This is a genomic window from Streptomyces sp. NPDC057002 (genome assembly GCF_042673825.1).
GTDB lineage: Bacteria > Actinomycetota > Actinomycetes > Streptomycetales > Streptomycetaceae > Streptomyces.
The window spans coordinates 570,684-587,559 of the sequence record NZ_JBHURZ010000003.1 but is presented as its reverse complement, the minus strand read 5'-3'; the positions used below and the strand labels follow the sequence as shown (position 1 = coordinate 587,559).

Here is a 16,876-nt window from a genome sequence, read left to right as displayed (position 1 = left end):
TGATGACTCGGACCAGAACCCACGTATACGTCGGCTTCGCCAACCCCTACCTCATCTGCGAACTCTGCCACCAGCCCGTACCCCGCTGGCACAACAACGACAAGTGCGGCTGCGACGAGCCGTTTTGGAACGAGCCCTGCCGCCACACCGCCGGCCTGCTCGGCACCTGCCCGTCGTGGAGCCCGGTCGACGGCTGCCAGTGCACCGGCCCCAATCCTCACCGCATTCCCGACGCAATCAGCTAGGAGCACTCGTGCCTCTCGACACCCCCACCCCCGACAGCCCCGACGGCACCCTCCAGGTCCGCACGGCCTTCATGGTCGTCCAGCACACCAACGGCGAGTGGGAGGCCCTGCCGGACTTCTCCAAGCCCGTCACCGCCGAACACACCGCCACGGTCCTGGAGATGAAGTTCGGCGCCTCGGAGGTCGTCTCGGACATCGAGGCCAGCAAGCAGAGCGCCATCACCGCCCATCAGCTCATGGCGATGACCGCGCAGATGCAGCAGGCCGCGCAGCACCAGTCCCTCGCCGACCGGCTCAAGCTCTAAGGCCCGTCGTGCTCGCCGCCGTCATGGTCGTCGAAGGCATCCTGCGCACCCCGGACGCCGAGGGCCACTACGACACCGGCTGGGGCCTCTACCAGGCTCTCGCCAAGAACTCGCGTCTCTACCTGCTCTCCGCGTCCTGGACCGAGGAGCAGTGCGCGCTGTGGCTGGCCAAGCGCCACCTCACCGGCCACCTCGGCTACCTCCACCAGCCGACCCCCGGGCCCGCCGGCCGCCTCGAAGCGCTCAACCGCATCAGGAGCTGGCGCATCGGCCTGGTCCTCGAATGCGACCCCACCTGCGCTGCCGCCGAGCTGGGCGACGGCTGGAACACGGCCCTGATCACCCACGCCGCCTACACCCAGCCCCAGTGGCGCCCCGACTACGACCACTCGCCCCGCCCCTGGGACGACCTCACCAACGCCGTCGAGCGGCAGAACGAACTCCGCCTCACCCCCCACAGCACGGAGCAGCCATGACCACCAAGCACTCCCGCTACCTGGTACGAAGCGACACCGCTCTCGTCCGCTTCCACCTCAACCGGCACGAGGACGTCACCGGCATCAGCGGCGAAGGCACCGTCGCTGGCGGCGTGATCTTCCCCGACGGCACCGTGGCAATGCGCTGGAACACCGGCACCAAGTCGACCGCCATTTATGACTCCATCGACGACGTCGTAGCCATCCACGGCCATAACGGCTCAACCATCGTCGACCTCATCGACGTCCACGACGAGTAGCAACATGATCTTCTACTTCGCCGGCGCGGAAATCCCATCCCACCGCTCGCTCCTCGCCGCCCAGAACATTCCCCACGTCGGCATGAGCTATATGGGACTCCGCCGCCGCGTGAAGTTCTCCAAGCCGTGGCTTATCGCCGACCACTACCCCCCGGAGCAGTCCGTTTTCCTGGACAGTGGCTGCCACACACTCAATCGCCCCGGCGTCGAGGTCACCAAGGAAGAAATCCAGGACATCGCCGACCGGTACGACGAATTCGTGGAGCAGAACCTGGACAGAATCCAGGCTTACACCGAATTCGACGCGCTCAGCATGGGACGCGACTGGATCGAAGCCCGCCGGCAGCACCTCCACCCCGAAAAGGCCATCGCCGTCTGGCACGAGGAATGGGGGCTCGACGCCCTGAGCCAGATGGCCGACCAGCACGGATACATCGCCGTCGGCCAGGCCACCGTGGGCGACCGCGACATCATCCCCGTCCTGCGCGGCCTCAGCCGACAGGTCAAACTCCACGGCATGGGTTTCTCCAGCCCGCCCCTGATGCTCTCGGCCGACTGGTACTCCGTCTCCTCCACCACCTGGTTGTCGGCCGCTCAGCATGGCGAAACGTTCATCTGGGCCGGCAGGGAGATGAAGCGCTACCCCGCCCGCTACAAGGCGCAGGCCCGCAAGCGCCACAGGACTCTCATCACCTCGGCCGGCTTCGACGCCGACCTCATCGACGCCGACGACGCCACCGAGAACCTCAAGCTCAGCCTCTGGTCCTGGCAGAAGCAGATCGCACACATTTCGCAGCGCCATGGAAACGGAGTAACTACCACCACCGAAACGGGCAACCCCGGAAACGAGGAAAACCAGCTCGCCTCAGTTACGGCCATCCGCCAAAAAGCAGGGAACGAAGGGGCAACTGAACCCCCCGCTGAACGGGTGAGGAAACTCCTGCCAGGCATCGAAACCGAGGAGTTCACCCACCGTTACAACGACCCGGAAACCGGCGAACGAAAAGAACGCGCCGAGCACCGCATCAACGCTGTCGACCTCAATATCAGGGTCTGTGACGGATGCTTCCTCGCCAACAAATGCCCCGAGTACCAGCCCGGGGAGTCGTGCGTCTACGAGATGCCGATCCGAGTCAAAACAAAGGAGCAGTACATCGCACTGCTCGACAGCCTTATCACCATGCAAGCCATGCGTGTCTTCTCTATGCGCATGTCAGAGGAGGTCGAAGGCGGATACGCGGACCCCAACCTCTCCTCGGAAATGGACCGCCTCGCTAAGTTCGTCAAGTTGAAGGCAGACATCGAAGAGGCGGGATTTACCTTCTCCATGAAGATGGAGAGCAAGGGGACCGCCGAGGTCGGACTCATCTCCCGACTCTTCGGACCAAAGTCAGAGGGGCCCCCCGCCCTCAGCCCTGCCGGGACAGTGTCAGCCGAGCAGGCATTCAGTCAGATGGGGATCATGGACGCTGAAATCGTCGAGGAGCCGGCCCCGAAGGAGTAACCCCCTCCAGGCCGGCCCCACGCGGAACCACGTCCCTGACGCCACGGTCCTGCTAGTCGTCGAGCCCGAGCTGCCGCCGGGCGCCCGCCGGGTCTGCCTGGACCTCGGGTGACGCGATCCGCACCCCTGCCAGATCGAGCGCGTGATAGAGCCCGCTCTTCCCCGTGATGAACATGGGGTCGGTCAGGTCATCGCGCGGTGCGAGCCGGTACCCCGCCGGGTGCGGGTCATCGTCGGCCGGCCGCGTGACCTCCCACAGCCGCCACACGACACCGTCCCCGGTCACCGCCTCATACTCGCTGCCGACGATGTCCCACGCCGGCAGGGGGCCACCGGGCGCTCCGCTCACGGAAGCTCCATGATCTGCGCGACCGGCTTCAGGTCGGCCAGCCGCTGCAACTCCGCATCCGGCATCCCCACCAGCCCATTCTCCGCGAGCGCGTACATGCCCTCGATCACTCGGCAGAACGCTTCACGGTCGATGTCGAAGCCCTCCTTCAGTGACGAAGGGTCCACACCGCCGTTCTTGACCCGGATCTGCTCCATGCCCTCCTGGACCTGAGCGGTCCATGCCTCGACCGTCTTGACGACGACCGCGCGTCCTTCTCTCATCCCTGCCCCTTCGCTGACTCGCCCCCCGATCTCGGGGACCCACTCTCCCACCGCGCGCAACATGGCCCCGAGCATGACCCCGAGACTGCCCGGCGCGCACATCTCCTGGACGAAGATGCGCTCCTCGTCCGACAACGCCTCCCACGCGCACGGCAACAGCGCTGCGTCCTCAGCCGACGGTATCCACCCCGACACAACCGACCTCCCTTCACCGCACAGCGTGACACGGGTGCAATTGCACCTGCGACCGCAACCGGCACATCCGCAGAAACGCCCTACCGTCTGCGGCGCCGGTGCCGGCCGCTGCCGTCCCCCTGCTCCTCTGTCCCCAGAGCCGACTTCCCCGGCCCCGGGATACACAGCCACACGATGCCTAAGCCCACCAGCGGCACCACGATCGACGCCACGATGATCCACACCTCGAACGGCCAACCCCACATCACCGCACTCCTTCCAGACACGACGAAAGGCCCCCGCTCCCGATGAGCGAGGGCCTTGGCACAGCCGACGACCTACTGCGGACACCCCTCGTGCGGCTCCAGACACGCATGGACGCCCAGGTGCGTGATTCCGCCCGGCATCCGAGCCCCTAGCGCGATGGCGGCAGCCAGCGCCGACAGCACACCCGTGGCCTCCTGGCCTTCCTTCTGGAACTGGAAGACGTCGGCCTTGTGCGCGATCACGTCCTCCGATTCCTCGGCCAACCGCTTCAGCCGCGCCTCGGACGCCCCGGCCAGATCCGCGCTCCAGAACGGCACGAGCCCCAGCAGGCCCAGCCTGACGTTGTCCCAGAAGTCGTCGTTGTCGACCACGAGGTCCGGCACGCACGTCACGTAGACGCGCACGGCGGCTCGTTTCAACTCGTCGGTCACGGTCCCCTCCTATTTCCGGGCATGCAAAAGCCCCCGCCTTCCGAAAAGGCGGGGGCTCTAGCAGCCGTGTTGATCAGCCGTTACAACAGGCTCCGGTTGATGTTGAACTCGTGCCATTTGTTGTGGCCCACAGCTCCGAACGGCCCGGACCCCTGCGTGGCCTTGCGATGCCCCTCCCTGAAGTCGGACAACGCCTTCGCACCATTGCCCCCGGGCTCCCAGATAGCGGCCCACCCCGACGGCACACCGCAGATACGGCACACGACCTGCTGGAAACTCTGGTTGGGCTTTTCCGGGTCGACCTTGGCGAACAGCTCCGTCAGGTCCGCGAACGGATCGCTCGACCTCGGGCGCCCCTCGCCGGCCTCGCCGACGGGCAGCTCGTTCTCAGCCACGGCTGTCCTGACACACCGTCTCCAAGTAGCGGTCCTCGATCTGGTACGGCATCTCGCCGGAGATCACCCACAGCGAGTCCGGACGGACGGACTGCGCGTGCGCCTCGGCGTTCGCCGGATTCGGGCGCACGTCCCCGACCGCCCAGACCGCGAAGACGTCGCCGTTCCACGCGCCGATCCGGTTCACCGCGTCTTCGACCTTCTTGGCCACCTTGATCTCGTCGGTGACCACCAGCTCATCGCCGCCAGCCTCCTTCTTCAGCTTCGCCACGACGTAGAACTCGTCCATCTCGACCTTTCACCCCACTCGATTGCGCGGACTCAGCAGAACACTGCCGTCCGGCTCGTGATTGTCCCGCAGGACGTTCAGTCCTGGGGCCTGTTCCCTGCCTTCGCACACACAGCAGTCGCAGGTGTGCGTCATGCAGGGGCAGCCTGTGTCATCGCAGTACAGCCCCGGCCCATGGAAGTCGTGCGAGGGGTCCGGGTCCGGGCACCCCCACGACTCGCACGACCGGTCCTTGCCCCACGTCGGGTACACGATGTGCTCCCGCTTGAGCCCGTGAGGAAGCGGCACCCCGGGGCACTCGAACCGTGACCGGCGGGCGCGTTCCGGGGAAACGAAAGCGGCCCGACAATCGGCGCACTGCCACCGACCCTCGGGCCTCTTCCGGACCGTGTGCCTCACGTCCCGATCCCCAGGTCACTCATCCTTCTCGACCCCCAGGATCTGGTACACGTTCCCGACCTTGTTCTCCAGGTGCAGCTCCGCCTCACGCACCTTCGCCTGGAGGTACCGGATCGTCTTCAGCGCCTCCTCGCGCAACGCCAGGGTGTGCTCCTCAAGCGCACCGTCCGTCGCGTCCATCCCCTCCGCTGCACCAGCCGTGCCCGAGTCGATCAGCACGTCCAGTTGCTCCAACTGTGTTCGCAGACCCGTCATCCACTCCGCGCACACCGCACCCTGGCGCAGGATCACCTCGAACGGATCACCAACCGGCTGCTGGCCCGCTCCCAGAACCTCACTCGCCATCGCTTTGATCCTCACCCTTCTTCTCGGCAGACGGCATGTGGAACGCCCTCAGCAGCGGGTCATCTGACGCCTCAGCGGCCTCCCGCTTCAGCCGCTCCCTCACCTGCTGCTGCTGCTCGCTCCGGCGCACCTCGGCCGTCTTGAAGTTCGTCAACAGCCACCAGTCACCCACCGGGTCACAGCACACCTCGTACGCCTGGCGATGCCCCTGCAAGAACGCGGTGGCCATCATCACCCCCGACCACCCACCCCGGCCCGGGACGATGTACACCCGTTCCCACTCTCCCTCGTGGTCATAGCCCCGTCCGACATTCGGATGCCACGAGTCGATCATCTCCAGATTCGTGTAGTCGCTGCCGAACGGGTAGGAGTCACCCGTCAGAAGCCCGAAGTCGTCCTCATCGACAACGAGCTGAACCACCACGGGCGCAGCCTCCGGCGGCCACGGCACGTTCGCCACCTCGGGCGGGTCCGGCACATGCTCGATCAACGTCAGCTTCGCGTCGGCCGGCAATGCCGCGTCCAGCGTCCGATCGAACCCCTCCTCGTACTCCGGGGCGTTGGCGAAGATGTGCGCCCCGTCGGGGACCCGCAGGTTCTCCCCGAGCAACCTGGCGTGCTCGACGCTGGCTCTCACGTCGAGGCCGATGTGCACCACCGGCGAGTCGTCGGGCGCACGCCAGACCCGCACATGGGCGTGGTCGTCGTCGCCCAAGCACACGTGATCGTCGAGCCGCAGGTCAAGCTCGTCGAAGTCGGCGCGGCCCTGCTCTACAGAGTGCGCCCGAGGCGTGATCATGATCCAATTTCTCCCTGAAAAATGAGACTCGCGCACAGAGTAGGCGCTGCCACTGACAAGGACCCCCACCTCCCGAAAGAAGCAGGGGCCCACACTTTCGGCCGCGTCACTCATTTGGGCGCGAACCGCGAATCCTTTCCCTCCACAAAATCGACGCACCCGGAAACCCAGTCGGCCCGCCGCAACTCGTGGGCATGCTCGTCGGCCCTCACGTACCCGACCCACGTCTCCTCGCACCGCGCCACGGTGGTAGCCCGATCCTCCTCGCTCGGCGGCAGCCACGCGCCCCCCAGCGCGCCGTATCCCGCCTCATAGCTCCGCTTGTCCAAACGAGGAGCTTTCTCCTGCACGTCCCTCACCGCGATGACAACGACCGCCACGAGCGAAGCCAGGGCCAACAGGATTCCCGCCATTCGCGTGAATCGACGACTCAATTCGCCCACCTCCAGAGGGCACTATTACACAAACAAAATGCGTCACTCGTATGGGTGCTGGCAGGTATGAAAAAACCCGAGGAAGGTCAACGCCATGTTGACGCATGACCGTTCCTCGGGTACCTCAGTGCCGAGCACTGAAGAAGAGTGCTGGGAGAACTTCTGGCACGTAATCGGCGAGATCGCTCACCGCATCTGGGTGGACGACCACCCGCACTCAGGCAGCAGCGGCAGCCTCGACAGCAGCAGCATCCTTCTTCCGGAAGGGCTGATTGAGGACTCGCTCTGAGTCATCCGCCCACAGCGGGATGATCGACGCGTCGCTGCCCTCAGTGCAGGACTTTTGCGGGGGAGTGATCCGCACATGATCAATCACCTGAGACAGCGCCCGCCTCTTCTCAAGCGGCGTCGCACGCTCCCAGATCGCAATCAACCCCTGGAACACTTCCCTCTCCGGCACACGATTCGTGGCGGCCTCGGTCTCAAGCCGACGCAACTTCGCCTTCATGTCAGCGATTTCCACCTTGACGGCCGCCATCTTCTCCTTAGCCTCGTCCAACTCGGTGAGGCCAGCTTCCCACCCCTCGTTAATTCGAGCCCTCCTCCGCTCCAAAGCCTCCAGGGCCTTTTTGGTGCTCGGGATCTCGGAAGCACTCTTCTCGGCCTTCGCCGCGCGCTCCATGCTGATCTGCGCCAAGTGCTCACCGCCCTTAGACATTTCGATGAGCCAATCGAGCACCACTTTCTCAATGCGGTGCATCGCCATACTGAGGAACTTACCGCGTACATGACGCTCATTACGCGGACACGTGAAGTAGCGAATCGTCTCCTTCCCCTTCCGGGTCTGCCCGATGATTTTCATCGTGAGCTTGCACGGCTCCCCGTTCGCCATCAGATCTCCACAGCGAATCAGGCCAGAGAAGGCGTACTTCGGCGTGCTTTGACGCTCGTGTGACTTCGCCCGAAGAAGGCGCTTCTCAACGTACGCGTCCCACACTTCCTGGGAAACCAGAGAATCGTGCGCACCGTCACCCCAGATGTCGTACTCAGCGGGGCTGCTGCTTGTAGGCCGGGTCGTCTTGTCGCTGCGCCCCCGGAGTAGCCCGGCGGCAAATCCGCTGTCCATGACGGCTCGCCACGCACTCTCGTCCATCCGATTTCCACGCAGGGAGACAACCCCCTTCTCCCAGGCGTCCTTTTGCACCTGGTACATCGAGGCGCCGTTCACGAACATGTCGTATCCGCGCTCCAACTGCGCGCTTCGCAGTGTGCGTTCTTCCTCGCCCTCGGCGAGGTACTCGGGAACCAGAAGGCCGCCGCACTTTTCCTTGCAGACCCAACGACGCGGGTTGTCTTCAGGTCGGTAGCAGGCGGGGCAGCGTCGGTAGCCGAACCGCTCTTGGCCGCTGTGCGGGAGACCATTCTCGATGCGACGCTTGTGTGTGCTCTTCCAGCCATCGGTGATCTGGTCGAGCTGGTATTCCGCCAGACGCAGGAACTGGTCTCGCATGTAGCGGCCGGCGGGGGTGGTGGCGTCGATGTCCTGGGTGGCAGAGAGCAGTTCTCCGCCTGCGGCTTCAAGCTGCTTGATGTAGTACAGCGAGCCGACGAGAGTGCGGCCGAAGCGGCTGTACTCCCACACAACGATGGCGTCCGCTTCTTTGTTACGAACGCGCTCGATGATGTCGCCGATCTTTCGCTTGGCGAAATCAGCGCCGGAAAGGTCGAGGTCCGGGACGACGTCGACGATCCGAATGTTTCGCGTTTCCGCGTAGAACTGGCAGATGTTGAGCTGCTGCTCAGGGCTTTTCATGTCTTCGCGTGCGGTGCTCACGCGGATGTAGACGATCGCGGTGCGGACGACCCTTCCGGAGGCCAGCGTGAAGGGGAGTCCGCCCATGGTCTGCTGCATCGTGCTCCTAGGCGGCCAGCGCGACGGACAAGCGGCTGACCACCATGCTGCGGTGCACTCGGTGGCGCTCGCGTCGGCCATATGAGTGCACTGTCTGATGTGTAGTCCGTGTTGACGGTGGCGCGGAAATGCAGTCGGCGCAGCAGCCCGATGGGGTGTTCGGCGTACGAGGACGCCGCCCCGGTCTGGAGGTTGGAGCTCGGGCACAGCTCCAGCGGGATGCGCTTGTCCCGGACGTACGAGGCGAGCCGCCCGAGTTCGACCCGGCCGTCCTCGTGGACCTGGATGTCGTCGATGATCCGTACACCGTGCCCGAGCCGGTCGGCGCCGCACCACTGGAGGGCCTGCCAGATGGACGGCAGCCCGAAGGCCTCGCCGGCGTGGATGGTGAAGTGGTTGTTCTCGCGCTTCAGGTACTCGAAGGCGTCCAGGTGCCGGGTGGGCGGGTAGCCGGCCTCGGCACCGGCAATGTCGAAACCCACCACTCCCAGGTCCCGGTGGCGGTTGGCCAGTTCGGCGATCTCCAGGGCGCGGGCCGCGTGCCGCATGGCGGTCAGCAGGGCGCCGACTCGGATGCGGTGGCCGTTCTCCCCGGCGCGCCGCTCCCCTTCCCGGAAGCCCTCGTTGACGGCCTCGACCACCTCTTCGAGGCTCAGCCCGCCCTCGAGGTGCTGCTCGGGGGCGTAGCGCACCTCGGCGTAGACGACGCCGTCCTCGGCGAGGTCCTCGGCGCACTCGGCGGCGACCCGGACCAGGGCGTCGCGGGACTGCATGACGCCGACGGTGTGGGAGAAGGTCTCCAGGTACCGCTCCAGGGAACCGGAGTCGGCGGCTTCGCGGAACCAGAGACCGAGCTTCTCCGGGTCGGACTCGGGGAGCTGGGTATAGCCGTTCTCGCGGGCGAGTTCGACGATCGTGGCGGGGCGCAGGCCGCCGTCGAGGTGGTCGTGCAGCAGAACCTTGGGCGCCCGGCGGATCTGGTCCGGTGTCGGGGTGTTCGCGATGGTCTGGCTCGTCATTTCCGCACTCTAACTCCTACGCGCGTAGATGGCGCCTCTTCGGCCCCTTTACGTTTTCGTCGATACGTAACGGTGACCCCGGGGACGGGTCGAATACACCGGTGCTTCTGACACTGTTCTGTCATGGCACACCAAGCGACGCCGGTTCGCAGGGCCCGGCTGGGCAGGACACTCGGTCCGGAGCCGACAGCGGTGAGCGGCGTGGTGCTGCTGCTGCCCAACGGGGACGAGGTCTCCGGCCGCAGACCGTCGCCCATGCTGGCGACCGCCTCCGTACGCGCCCTGGGGCGCCGGCTGGCCCGCGCGGGCCGGGACGAGGGTCTGGCCGCGCACGTGGTGCACTACCGCTGCCGCGGCTGGAACGGCAGCGAGGCCAATCTCGCGACGGACGCCGCCTGGGCGGCCGACGAGGTCGTACGGCGGTACGGGGACGTGCCCGTCTGCCTCGCGGGGACCGGGATGGGCGGCCGGGCCGGGCTGCGTGCGGGTGGGCACGAGGCCGTCAACTCCGTGCTGGCGCTGGCCCCCTGGCTGCCGGAGGACGATGTGGCGGCGCCACCCGAACCGGTGAAGCAGTTGGTGGGGCGGCAGGTGCTGATCGTGCACGGCACGAACGACGAGCGGACGGATCCCGAGTTGTCGTTCCGGCTGGCGGCGCGGATGAAGAAGGCGAATCGGGATGTGTGCCGGTTCGAAGTGCATGCGGATGGGCACGGGTTGCATCAGTACCGGGATGAAGTGCTGGCGTTGGCCGAGGACTTCGTGATGGGGGCGGTGTACGGGCGGGCGGTGTCCCGGCCTGTGCGGGATGCGTTGGCCGCGCCGCCGCCGTTGGGATTGCGGATGCCGTTGGCTGCGGGGTTCGGCTCTTCGTTGCGGCGGTAGCGTCGTCGGGGTGCTTCTTGGTCGGCCTGTGCGGGTTGTCTGTGGCTTGTCGCGCCCACGCGGCGGAGCCGCAGATCGATACAGCCCCGCGCCCCTGACTAGGGCAGCAGACTGCCTCTTCTTGAGAGCAGGAACCTCTTGAACGCTGCTACCGGGGGTGTGTCCGGGTGGCCTTCCAGCCAGGCGACGCCGATTTCTCGGACTGCTCGGGGGGCCGTGACCGTCAGTTCCACGACGCCGGGGCGAGGGACTGCCGGTGGGGGCAGGAGGGCGACTCCCAGGCCTGCTGCCACCAGGCCTCGGAGGGTTTCCGCCTCCTCGCCCTCGAAGGCGATGCGGGGCTTGAAGCCCGCCTCCTGGCACAGGTCGTCGGTGATGCGGCGCATGCCGTAGCCGGGTTCGAGGGTGACGAAGGTTTCGTCGGCCGCTTCCGCCAGGCGGATGCGGCGGCGGGTGGCGAGGGAGTGGTCGGCCGGGACGACCAGACGGAGTTTCTGTTCGTCGAGGCGGCGGGCCACCAGGCCGGGGGCGTCGGGGACGGGTGACGTCAGGCACAGGTCGAGTTCGCCCGCCCGGAGGCGTTCGAGCATGGCCTCCCCGTAGTTCTGGACCAGGCTGAAGCGGACACGGGGATGGTCGGCGCGGAAGGCCTGGAGGAGGCCCGGGACCGTCTCGGCGCCCATGGTGTGCAGGAAGCCGAAGGCGACCTTGCCGGTGGCCGGGTCGGCGTCGGCCCGCACTTCCTCGGCGGCGCGCTCGACCTCGGCCAGGGCGCGCTCGACGGAGGTGAGGAAGGTACGGCCGGCCGGGGTGAGGGAGACCGTACGGCCGTGGCGGGCGAAGAGGTCGACGCCCAGGTCCTGCTCCAGACGGGCCATGGAGCGGGAGAGGGTCGACTGCGGGACGTTCATCTCCTGGGCGGCGCGGGTGACGTGCTCGGTACGGGCGACGCCGGCGAAGTAGGCCAGGCGGGGCGCCAGCACCCTCGACATCTCTGCCATGTCTTCTGTGTCACTGGATGGTGACAGGCGAGCCGGTGAACTGGGTTGATGCACCATGGGAACGATTATCGCCGTTCCATGCATTGGACGGATCAGTGGGGGCGTACGTAATTTCGAAGCATGTCTCCCGCCAGTACCGGGGCGTCCACCATCGTGGGCGCCGATGCCTCTGTCCCTGCTTCCGACTCCCGAATGTCGCCGGGCGGGCCCGGCTACCGCCGGATGAGTTTCGCCCTCTTCCTCGCGGGTGTCGCGACCTTCGCGCTGCTGTACTCCACCCAGGCACTGCTCCCGCTGATCTCCGGCGAGTTCGGGGTGGCGGCGAGCGACGCGAGCTGGACGGTGGCCGCCGCGACGGGCGGGCTGGCGCTGTTCGTGCTGCCGATGAGCGCCCTGTCCGAGCGCTTCGGACGGCGTGCGGTCATGACGGGGTCACTGGCCGTGGCCGTCACGATCGGGCTGCTGGTGCCCCTGGCCCCGTCGCTGGGCGTGCTGGTCGTGCTGCGGGCGCTCCAGGGCGCGGCCCTGGCCGGGCTGCCCGCGTCGGCGACCGCGTACCTCGCGGAGGAGGTCAGCCCCAAGGCGCTGGTCACCGCGATCGGGCTGTTCGTCGCGGGCAACAGCGTCGGCGGGATGAGCGGCCGGGTCATCACCGGCTGGGTCGCGCAGGAGTGGGGCTGGCGGGTCGCCGTCGGTGTCATCGGCGCGATCGCCGTGGCGTGTGCGGTGGCCTTCCGGGCGCTGCTGCCCGCCCCTGAGCACTTCAAGGCCGGCTCGCTGCGGCCGCGCGTCCTGGCCCGCACGGTCCGCGACCACCTGTCCAACCCGCTGCTGTGCCGGCTGTACGCGATCGGCGCGCTGTTCATGACGGTGTTCGGCGGCGTGTACACGGTCATCGGCTACCGCCTGACCGAGGCCCCGTTCTCGCTGCCCCAGGGCATCATCGGCTCGATCTTCCTGGTGTACCTGGTCGGTACGGTGTCGGCGTCGACCGCGGGCCGGCTGGTGGGCCGGATGGGCCGCCGGGGCGCGCTGTACGCGGCGGGCGGCACGACGGCCGCGGGCCTGCTGCTGTCCCTGGCCGGATCCCTGCCGCTGGTCCTGCTGGGCCTGGTCCTCATCACCGGCGGCTTCTTCGCGGGCCACGCGGTGGCCTCCTCGGCGGTCAGCAAGACGGCCACGACCGGCCGCGCACAGGCCTCGGCGCTGTACCAGTCCTCCTACTACATCGGCTCCAGCGCGGGCAGCACGGTCGGCGCGATCGCCTTCCACTCCGGCGGCTGGGCCGGAACGGTCGGGGTCGGGCTGCTGGCGGTGCTCGGCGTCGTGACGATCACGGTGTTCGGCACGCGGGCGGCCCGGCTGCAGCGGAGGCCGGCCACGGCCGCCTGACCGTACAGTGCGTCGTTCCCCCTGGTCGGGGCCGGTTGTCAGTGGGCGCGGATAACGTCCGCGTCTGCTGACCACCGGACCGAGCAGGGGGATTTCTCATGGAGTTCCGCATCGACCGTACGGCGTTCGCCGAGGCCGTGGGCCGGGCGGTACGGGCGCTGCCCGCGCGGACGCCGGTGCCGGTGCTGGGCGGACTGCTGCTGGAGGCGGACGCGGGACGGCTCGCCGTGACGGGGTTCGACTTCGAGGCGGCGGTACGGGTGGAGGCCGAGGCGGAGACCGCGGTGTCCGGGCGGGTGCTCGTCCCGGGGCGGCGGCTGCTGGAAGTCTGCCGGGTGCTGCCGGAGGGGCCGGTGAGCTGCGCGCTGGAGGCGTCACGGTTCACGGTGGAGGCGGACGGTACGCGCTTCGGGCTCTCGACGCTGCCGCTCGCCGAGTACCCGGCCCTGCCGGCGGCGCCCGCGCCGTACGGCACGGTGGACGCCGCCGCGTTCGCGACCGCCGTCGCGCAGGTCGCGGTCGCCGCCGGACGCGACGACACGCTGCCGCTGCTGACGGGCGTCCAACTGCGCCTGGAGGGCCGGGAGATGACGCTCACCGCCTCGGACCGCTACCGGTACGCCGCACGGCGGCTGGAGTGGCGGCCGGAGGCCGCTGTCGACGGTGTGCTGGAGGCGCTGCTCCCCGCCCGGCGGCTGCTGGATGTCGCACGGTCGCTGGGGCGCTGCGGGGACGTGCTGATCGGGTGGGATCCGGCCGGTGGCGGCGGTCTGATGGGCTTCGAGGGCGGGCCGACGCGGACGGCTCTGCGGCTCCTGGACGGGCGGCTGCCGGCCTACCAGTCGCTGTTCGACATGGCGGGGGCGGCGGTCGCCGAGGTGGAGTGCGAGGGGCTCGCGGAGGCCGTGCGGCGGGTCGCGGTGGTGGCGGAGGCGAACAGCCCGGTGCGGCTGGACTTCTCGGCCGACGGCTCCGTCATGCTGCGCGCCGGCTTCGGGGACGACGTGGCGGTCCAGCGTCTGCCGGCCACGCTGAGCGGCGCCGAGGAGATGCCGGTGGCCTTCAACCCGGCCTATCTGCTGGACGCGCTGACGTCCTTCGAGAGCCCTCGGGTGCGGCTGGAGCTGCTGGGGGCGGGGCAGCGGGCGCTGCTGCACGGGGTGCCGGGCCCCGGGGCGGACACGGCGGGGGACGGGACACACCGGCATCTGCTGATGTCGGTGAAGCAGTTGGTCTGAGGCGGCTGCAACCGGTCTGAAGCGGCCGCTCCTGCCTGCGCGTTTGTGCGCTCGGGGCGCCGTTGTCAGTGGGCTGCGGTAGCTTCCGAAGTGCTGGGCGCAATGGCGCGTGACAGAAATTCCACTGGGGTGGGTGGGCGATGACGAACGGCACGGCGACACCGACGGACCTGGATGCCAGGCTGGAGGCACACCGGACCGAGCTGACCGGGTACTGCTACCGGATGCTCGGCTCCTCCTTCGAGGCCGAGGACGCGGTGCAGGACACGATGGTCCGCGCCTGGCGCAGCTACGACAAGTTCGAGGGCCGCTCCAGCCTCCGCTCCTGGCTCTACCGCATCGCGACGAACGTGTGCCTGGACATGCTGACCGCGGGCAACAAGCGCGCCCGGCCCATGGACCTCACCGAGTCCACCCCGCTCGCCCAGGCGGCGCTCGCCCCCCGACCGGACAACACCTGGCTGGAGCCCATGCCGGACGCCCGTGTGCTGCCCTCGACCGGCGACCCGGCGGAGGCGGCGGTCGCCAAGGAGTCCGTGCGGCTGGCCTTCATGGCCGCCCTGCAGCAGCTGCCGGCCAAGCAGCGGGCGGTGCTGATCCTGCGCGAGGTCCTGGCCTGGAAGGCCAGCGAGGTCGCCGAGCTGCTGGACACCTCGGTGGCGTCGGTCAACAGCGCCCTCCAGCGGGCCCGCGCCACCCTGGCCGAGCGGCAGCAGCCGGGTGCCGACGCGGTCGTCTCCGACCCGCTGGACGAGGACCAGCAGAAGCTGCTCGACCGCTACATGGCGGCCTTCGAGGGCTACGACATGGCGGCGCTCACGGCCCTGCTGCACGAGGACGCGGTCATGACGATGCCGCCGTTCGACCTGTGGCTGACCGGCGTCGACGACATCACCGGCTTCATGACCACGCTCGGCGCGCCCTGCGCGGGCTCCCGCCTGGTGCCGGTCGAGGTCAACGGGGTGCCGGGGTTCGCCCAGTACAAGCCCGACCCGGAGGGCGGCGGCTTCATGCCGTGGGCGGTCCAGGTGCTGGAGATCTCAGACGGCCGGATCACCGGGTTCCACTGCTTCCTCGACACCGAGCGCTGGTTCCCGCTCTTCGACCTGCCCCTCCGTCTCGAAGCGGAGACCGACCAGGTCGAGCAGGGCGCCTAGGGCCGGGTCGGGGTCGCGGAGTCTGATCCGGCCTCCTGCCCTGCGGGCGGCGAGCTGGAGCCGCGCCAGCAGGTCGACGGTGGCGAGGCCCGGTGGCCCCAGGCCTCCGACATCGCACACCACGACCCGGGCACCGCTGGTGTGCAGCAGTGCCCGTACGTCGTCGCTCAGCCCTCTCACCTCGTCCCGGGTGAAGGGGCCGGGCAGTACGAGCACGGGGGGTGTCATGGCGTCCACGATCGGTAGACCGGGCGGGCGGCTGTAACTCATCGCGACGGTTCCTTCCTGTCGTCGCGCTGTGAAGATCACATTGACCGGGACATGGCCTTCCCCGGAGGGTTGGCTGTATGCCCCATGCACCTGCCCCTCCCGCGCTGCCTGATGCTCTCTTCGCCGGTGAGGGGGCGTCGTGCAGGGAGTGCTGAGCGGGTTCGCGGTCATCGCCGTGGTCATCGGGGTCGGCTACTTGATCGGCCGCCGGGGCTATCTGGGTGACGGGGGCCGCGAGGTCCTGACCAAGCTGGCCTTCCATGTGGCGTCCCCGGCGCTGCTCTTCACGACGCTCGCGCAGGCCGACCTGGCGGTGATCTTCTCCGACCGGCTGCTGGTCACGGCGATGAGCACGGCAGCGGCGGCGGGGGTCTTCGTGGCGGTGGGTGCCGTGCGCGGGTGGGGGGTCGGCCGGACGACGATCGGCGCCCTGTGCTCCAGCTACGTCAACTCGGGGAACCTCGGCATCCCGATCGCCGTGTATGTCCTGGGCGACGCGTCGCTGGTGGCGCCGGTACTGCTGTTCCAGCTGGTCGCTGTCACGCCGGTGGCGCTGACGGTCCTGGACCTGGCGACCGTCGGGGACGAGGACAAGCGCCCGCTGTGGCAGAGCCTGCTCACTCCGCTGCGCAACCCCATAGCGCTGGGCTCCCTGGCGGGGGTGGCGGCGTCGGCGACCGGCCTCCACGTCCCGGGCCCGCTGATGGACCCCCTGACCCTGATCGGCAACATGTCCGTCCCGGCGGTCCTCCTGGCCTTCGGCATCTCCCTGCGCGGCAGCACACTCCCCCTGCGCGGCGCGGAACGGGCCCCCGTCCTGCTGGCCGTCGCCCTCAAGGCCATCGCCCAGCCCCTGATCGCCTGGGCCCTGGCAGCGGGCGCCTTCGGGCTCCACGGAGCGTCCCTGCTCGACGTGGTGGTGACATCCGCCCTGCCGGCCGCCCAGAACCTGTTCACGTACGCCAACAACTACCGGGTGGGCGAGGTACTGGCGAGGGAGGCGATCCTGCTGTCGACGGTGCTGGCGGTGCCGGTGCTTGTGGTGGTGGCGGCGTTGTTGGGGTGAC

The 16,876-nt window shown here is 68.2% G+C and carries 23 protein-coding genes; 10 read left to right on the top strand and 13 right to left on the bottom strand.

The window, feature by feature from the left end; genetic code table 11:
* Positions 1-2 precede the first annotated feature (2 nt).
* From ACFT32_RS17220 to ACFT32_RS17200, 5 genes are read left to right on the top strand one after another with little or no spacing between them, the layout of a single operon-like run.
* Positions 3-245, top strand: a complete 243-nt coding sequence (locus ACFT32_RS17220; RefSeq protein ID WP_382489739.1) for a hypothetical protein — start codon at positions 3-5, stop codon at positions 243-245.
* An 8-nt stretch (positions 246-253) separates the two neighbouring features.
* Positions 254-550, top strand: a complete 297-nt coding sequence (locus ACFT32_RS17215; protein WP_382489738.1) for a hypothetical protein — start codon at positions 254-256, stop codon at positions 548-550.
* Positions 551-558: 8 nt separating this feature from the next.
* Positions 559-1,026, top strand: coding sequence for a hypothetical protein (locus tag ACFT32_RS17210; protein WP_382489736.1), 468 nt, complete (start codon positions 559-561; stop codon positions 1,024-1,026).
* Positions 1,023-1,286, top strand: coding sequence for a hypothetical protein (locus tag ACFT32_RS17205; protein WP_382489735.1), 264 nt, complete (start codon positions 1,023-1,025; stop codon positions 1,284-1,286). The genes ACFT32_RS17210 and ACFT32_RS17205 overlap by 4 nt, the downstream gene beginning before the upstream one ends.
* 4 nt (positions 1,287-1,290) lie before the next feature.
* Entirely contained in the window at positions 1,291-2,790 is a 1,500-nt protein-coding gene (locus ACFT32_RS17200; RefSeq protein ID WP_382489733.1) for a hypothetical protein, read from the top strand.
* 52 nt (positions 2,791-2,842) lie between these two features.
* On the opposite strand, the gene ACFT32_RS17195 is transcribed toward ACFT32_RS17200, so the two are convergent.
* From ACFT32_RS17195 to ACFT32_RS17145, 11 genes are all read right to left on the bottom strand, one after another.
* Complete coding sequence (locus ACFT32_RS17195) at positions 2,843-3,139, bottom strand: hypothetical protein (protein WP_382489731.1); 297 nt, start codon at positions 3,137-3,139, stop codon at positions 2,843-2,845.
* Positions 3,136-3,537: a hypothetical protein gene (locus ACFT32_RS17190; protein WP_382489729.1), complete on the bottom strand. Its 402-nt coding sequence runs from the start codon at positions 3,535-3,537 to the stop codon at positions 3,136-3,138. The genes ACFT32_RS17195 and ACFT32_RS17190 overlap by 4 nt, the downstream gene beginning before the upstream one ends.
* 140 nt (positions 3,538-3,677) lie before the next feature.
* Positions 3,678-3,842, bottom strand: a complete 165-nt coding sequence (locus ACFT32_RS17185; protein ID WP_382489727.1) for a hypothetical protein — start codon at positions 3,840-3,842, stop codon at positions 3,678-3,680.
* A 72-nt stretch (positions 3,843-3,914) separates the two neighbouring features.
* Positions 3,915-4,274 carry a hypothetical protein gene (locus tag ACFT32_RS17180; protein ID WP_382489725.1) on the bottom strand — a complete coding sequence of 120 codons (360 nt, stop codon included), beginning with the start codon at positions 4,272-4,274 and terminating at the stop codon, positions 3,915-3,917.
* An 80-nt stretch (positions 4,275-4,354) separates the two neighbouring features.
* On the bottom strand, positions 4,355-4,669 hold the full coding sequence (locus ACFT32_RS17175) for a hypothetical protein (RefSeq protein ID WP_382489723.1): 315 nt from the start codon (positions 4,667-4,669) through the stop codon (positions 4,355-4,357).
* The gene (locus ACFT32_RS17170; RefSeq protein ID WP_382489721.1) at positions 4,662-4,958 is read right to left on the bottom strand and encodes a hypothetical protein; all 297 of its coding nucleotides are present in this window, start codon (positions 4,956-4,958) and stop codon (positions 4,662-4,664) included. The genes ACFT32_RS17175 and ACFT32_RS17170 overlap by 8 nt, the downstream gene beginning before the upstream one ends.
* Positions 4,959-5,372: 414 nt before the next feature.
* Complete coding sequence (locus ACFT32_RS17165) at positions 5,373-5,702, bottom strand: hypothetical protein (protein ID WP_382489719.1); 330 nt, start codon at positions 5,700-5,702, stop codon at positions 5,373-5,375.
* Positions 5,692-6,501: a hypothetical protein gene (locus tag ACFT32_RS17160; RefSeq protein WP_382489718.1), complete on the bottom strand. Its 810-nt coding sequence runs from the start codon at positions 6,499-6,501 to the stop codon at positions 5,692-5,694. Before ACFT32_RS17160 ends, ACFT32_RS17165 begins: the two co-directional genes overlap by 11 nt.
* A gap of 110 nt (positions 6,502-6,611) precedes the next feature.
* The gene (locus tag ACFT32_RS17155; RefSeq protein ID WP_382489716.1) at positions 6,612-6,914 is read right to left on the bottom strand and encodes a hypothetical protein; all 303 of its coding nucleotides are present in this window, start codon (positions 6,912-6,914) and stop codon (positions 6,612-6,614) included.
* A gap of 238 nt (positions 6,915-7,152) precedes the next feature.
* Positions 7,153-8,847: a recombinase family protein gene (locus tag ACFT32_RS17150; protein ID WP_382489714.1), complete on the bottom strand. Its 1,695-nt coding sequence runs from the start codon at positions 8,845-8,847 to the stop codon at positions 7,153-7,155.
* Positions 8,766-9,866 (bottom strand): adenosine deaminase, encoded by a 1,101-nt coding sequence (locus tag ACFT32_RS17145; protein ID WP_382489712.1) that lies wholly within the window; start codon positions 9,864-9,866, stop codon positions 8,766-8,768. The genes ACFT32_RS17150 and ACFT32_RS17145 overlap by 82 nt, the downstream gene beginning before the upstream one ends.
* Before the next feature lie 123 nt (positions 9,867-9,989).
* Here ACFT32_RS17145 and ACFT32_RS17140 point away from each other — a divergent pair, with 123 nt between their 5' ends.
* Positions 9,990-10,751, top strand: coding sequence for a prolyl oligopeptidase family serine peptidase (locus tag ACFT32_RS17140; RefSeq protein ID WP_382489710.1), 762 nt, complete (start codon positions 9,990-9,992; stop codon positions 10,749-10,751).
* A 98-nt stretch (positions 10,752-10,849) separates the two neighbouring features.
* On the opposite strand, the gene ACFT32_RS17135 is transcribed toward ACFT32_RS17140, so the two are convergent.
* Entirely contained in the window at positions 10,850-11,809 is a 960-nt protein-coding gene (locus tag ACFT32_RS17135) for a LysR family transcriptional regulator (protein ID WP_382489708.1), read from the bottom strand.
* 63 nt (positions 11,810-11,872) lie between these two features.
* Here ACFT32_RS17135 and ACFT32_RS17130 point away from each other — a divergent pair, with 63 nt between their 5' ends.
* The 3 genes from ACFT32_RS17130 (at position 11,873) to ACFT32_RS17120 (ending at position 15,539) form a co-directional block, all read left to right on the top strand.
* The gene (locus tag ACFT32_RS17130; protein WP_382489706.1) at positions 11,873-13,144 is read left to right on the top strand and encodes an MFS transporter; all 1,272 of its coding nucleotides are present in this window, start codon (positions 11,873-11,875) and stop codon (positions 13,142-13,144) included.
* A gap of 98 nt (positions 13,145-13,242) precedes the next feature.
* A complete protein-coding gene (dnaN, locus tag ACFT32_RS17125; protein WP_382489705.1) occupies positions 13,243-14,382 on the top strand; it encodes a DNA polymerase III subunit beta in 1,140 nt (379 codons plus the stop codon).
* Between the two features lie 140 nt (positions 14,383-14,522).
* Positions 14,523-15,539, top strand: a complete 1,017-nt coding sequence (locus tag ACFT32_RS17120) for a sigma-70 family RNA polymerase sigma factor (RefSeq protein ID WP_382489703.1) — start codon at positions 14,523-14,525, stop codon at positions 15,537-15,539.
* On the opposite strand, the gene ACFT32_RS17115 is transcribed toward ACFT32_RS17120, so the two are convergent.
* On the bottom strand, positions 15,423-15,809 hold the full coding sequence (locus ACFT32_RS17115) for an STAS domain-containing protein (RefSeq protein ID WP_382489701.1): 387 nt from the start codon (positions 15,807-15,809) through the stop codon (positions 15,423-15,425). The two genes, ACFT32_RS17120 and ACFT32_RS17115, sit on opposite strands and share 117 nt — an antisense overlap.
* 139 nt (positions 15,810-15,948) lie before the next feature.
* Between ACFT32_RS17115 and ACFT32_RS17110 the strand changes: the two genes are divergently transcribed.
* Positions 15,949-16,875, top strand: a complete 927-nt coding sequence (locus ACFT32_RS17110) for an AEC family transporter (RefSeq protein ID WP_382489699.1) — start codon at positions 15,949-15,951, stop codon at positions 16,873-16,875.
* Position 16,876: the final 1 nt, after the last annotated feature.

Coding starts and splice junctions, on each gene's coding strand:
- ACFT32_RS17200 (WP_382489733.1), top strand. CDS start 1,291: ATGATCTTCTACTTCGCCGGCGCGGAAATCCCATCCCACCGCTCGCTC.
- ACFT32_RS17205 (WP_382489735.1), top strand. CDS start 1,023: ATGACCACCAAGCACTCCCGCTACCTGGTACGAAGCGACACCGCTCTC.
- dnaN (WP_382489705.1), top strand. CDS start 13,243: ATGGAGTTCCGCATCGACCGTACGGCGTTCGCCGAGGCCGTGGGCCGG.
- ACFT32_RS17145 (WP_382489712.1), bottom strand. CDS start 9,866: ATGACGAGCCAGACCATCGCGAACACCCCGACACCGGACCAGATCCGC.
- ACFT32_RS17120 (WP_382489703.1), top strand. CDS start 14,523: ATGACGAACGGCACGGCGACACCGACGGACCTGGATGCCAGGCTGGAG.
- ACFT32_RS17170 (WP_382489721.1), bottom strand. CDS start 4,958: ATGGACGAGTTCTACGTCGTGGCGAAGCTGAAGAAGGAGGCTGGCGGC.
- ACFT32_RS17115 (WP_382489701.1), bottom strand. CDS start 15,809: ATGAGTTACAGCCGCCCGCCCGGTCTACCGATCGTGGACGCCATGACA.
- ACFT32_RS17150 (WP_382489714.1), bottom strand. CDS start 8,847: ATGCAGCAGACCATGGGCGGACTCCCCTTCACGCTGGCCTCCGGAAGG.
- ACFT32_RS17185 (WP_382489727.1), bottom strand. CDS start 3,842: ATGTGGGGTTGGCCGTTCGAGGTGTGGATCATCGTGGCGTCGATCGTG.
- ACFT32_RS17220 (WP_382489739.1), top strand. CDS start 3: ATGACTCGGACCAGAACCCACGTATACGTCGGCTTCGCCAACCCCTAC.
- ACFT32_RS17155 (WP_382489716.1), bottom strand. CDS start 6,914: ATGGCGGGAATCCTGTTGGCCCTGGCTTCGCTCGTGGCGGTCGTTGTC.
- ACFT32_RS17130 (WP_382489706.1), top strand. CDS start 11,873: ATGTCTCCCGCCAGTACCGGGGCGTCCACCATCGTGGGCGCCGATGCC.
- ACFT32_RS17135 (WP_382489708.1), bottom strand. CDS start 11,809: ATGGTGCATCAACCCAGTTCACCGGCTCGCCTGTCACCATCCAGTGAC.
- ACFT32_RS17165 (WP_382489719.1), bottom strand. CDS start 5,702: ATGGCGAGTGAGGTTCTGGGAGCGGGCCAGCAGCCGGTTGGTGATCCG.
- ACFT32_RS17160 (WP_382489718.1), bottom strand. CDS start 6,501: ATGATCACGCCTCGGGCGCACTCTGTAGAGCAGGGCCGCGCCGACTTC.
- ACFT32_RS17140 (WP_382489710.1), top strand. CDS start 9,990: ATGGCACACCAAGCGACGCCGGTTCGCAGGGCCCGGCTGGGCAGGACA.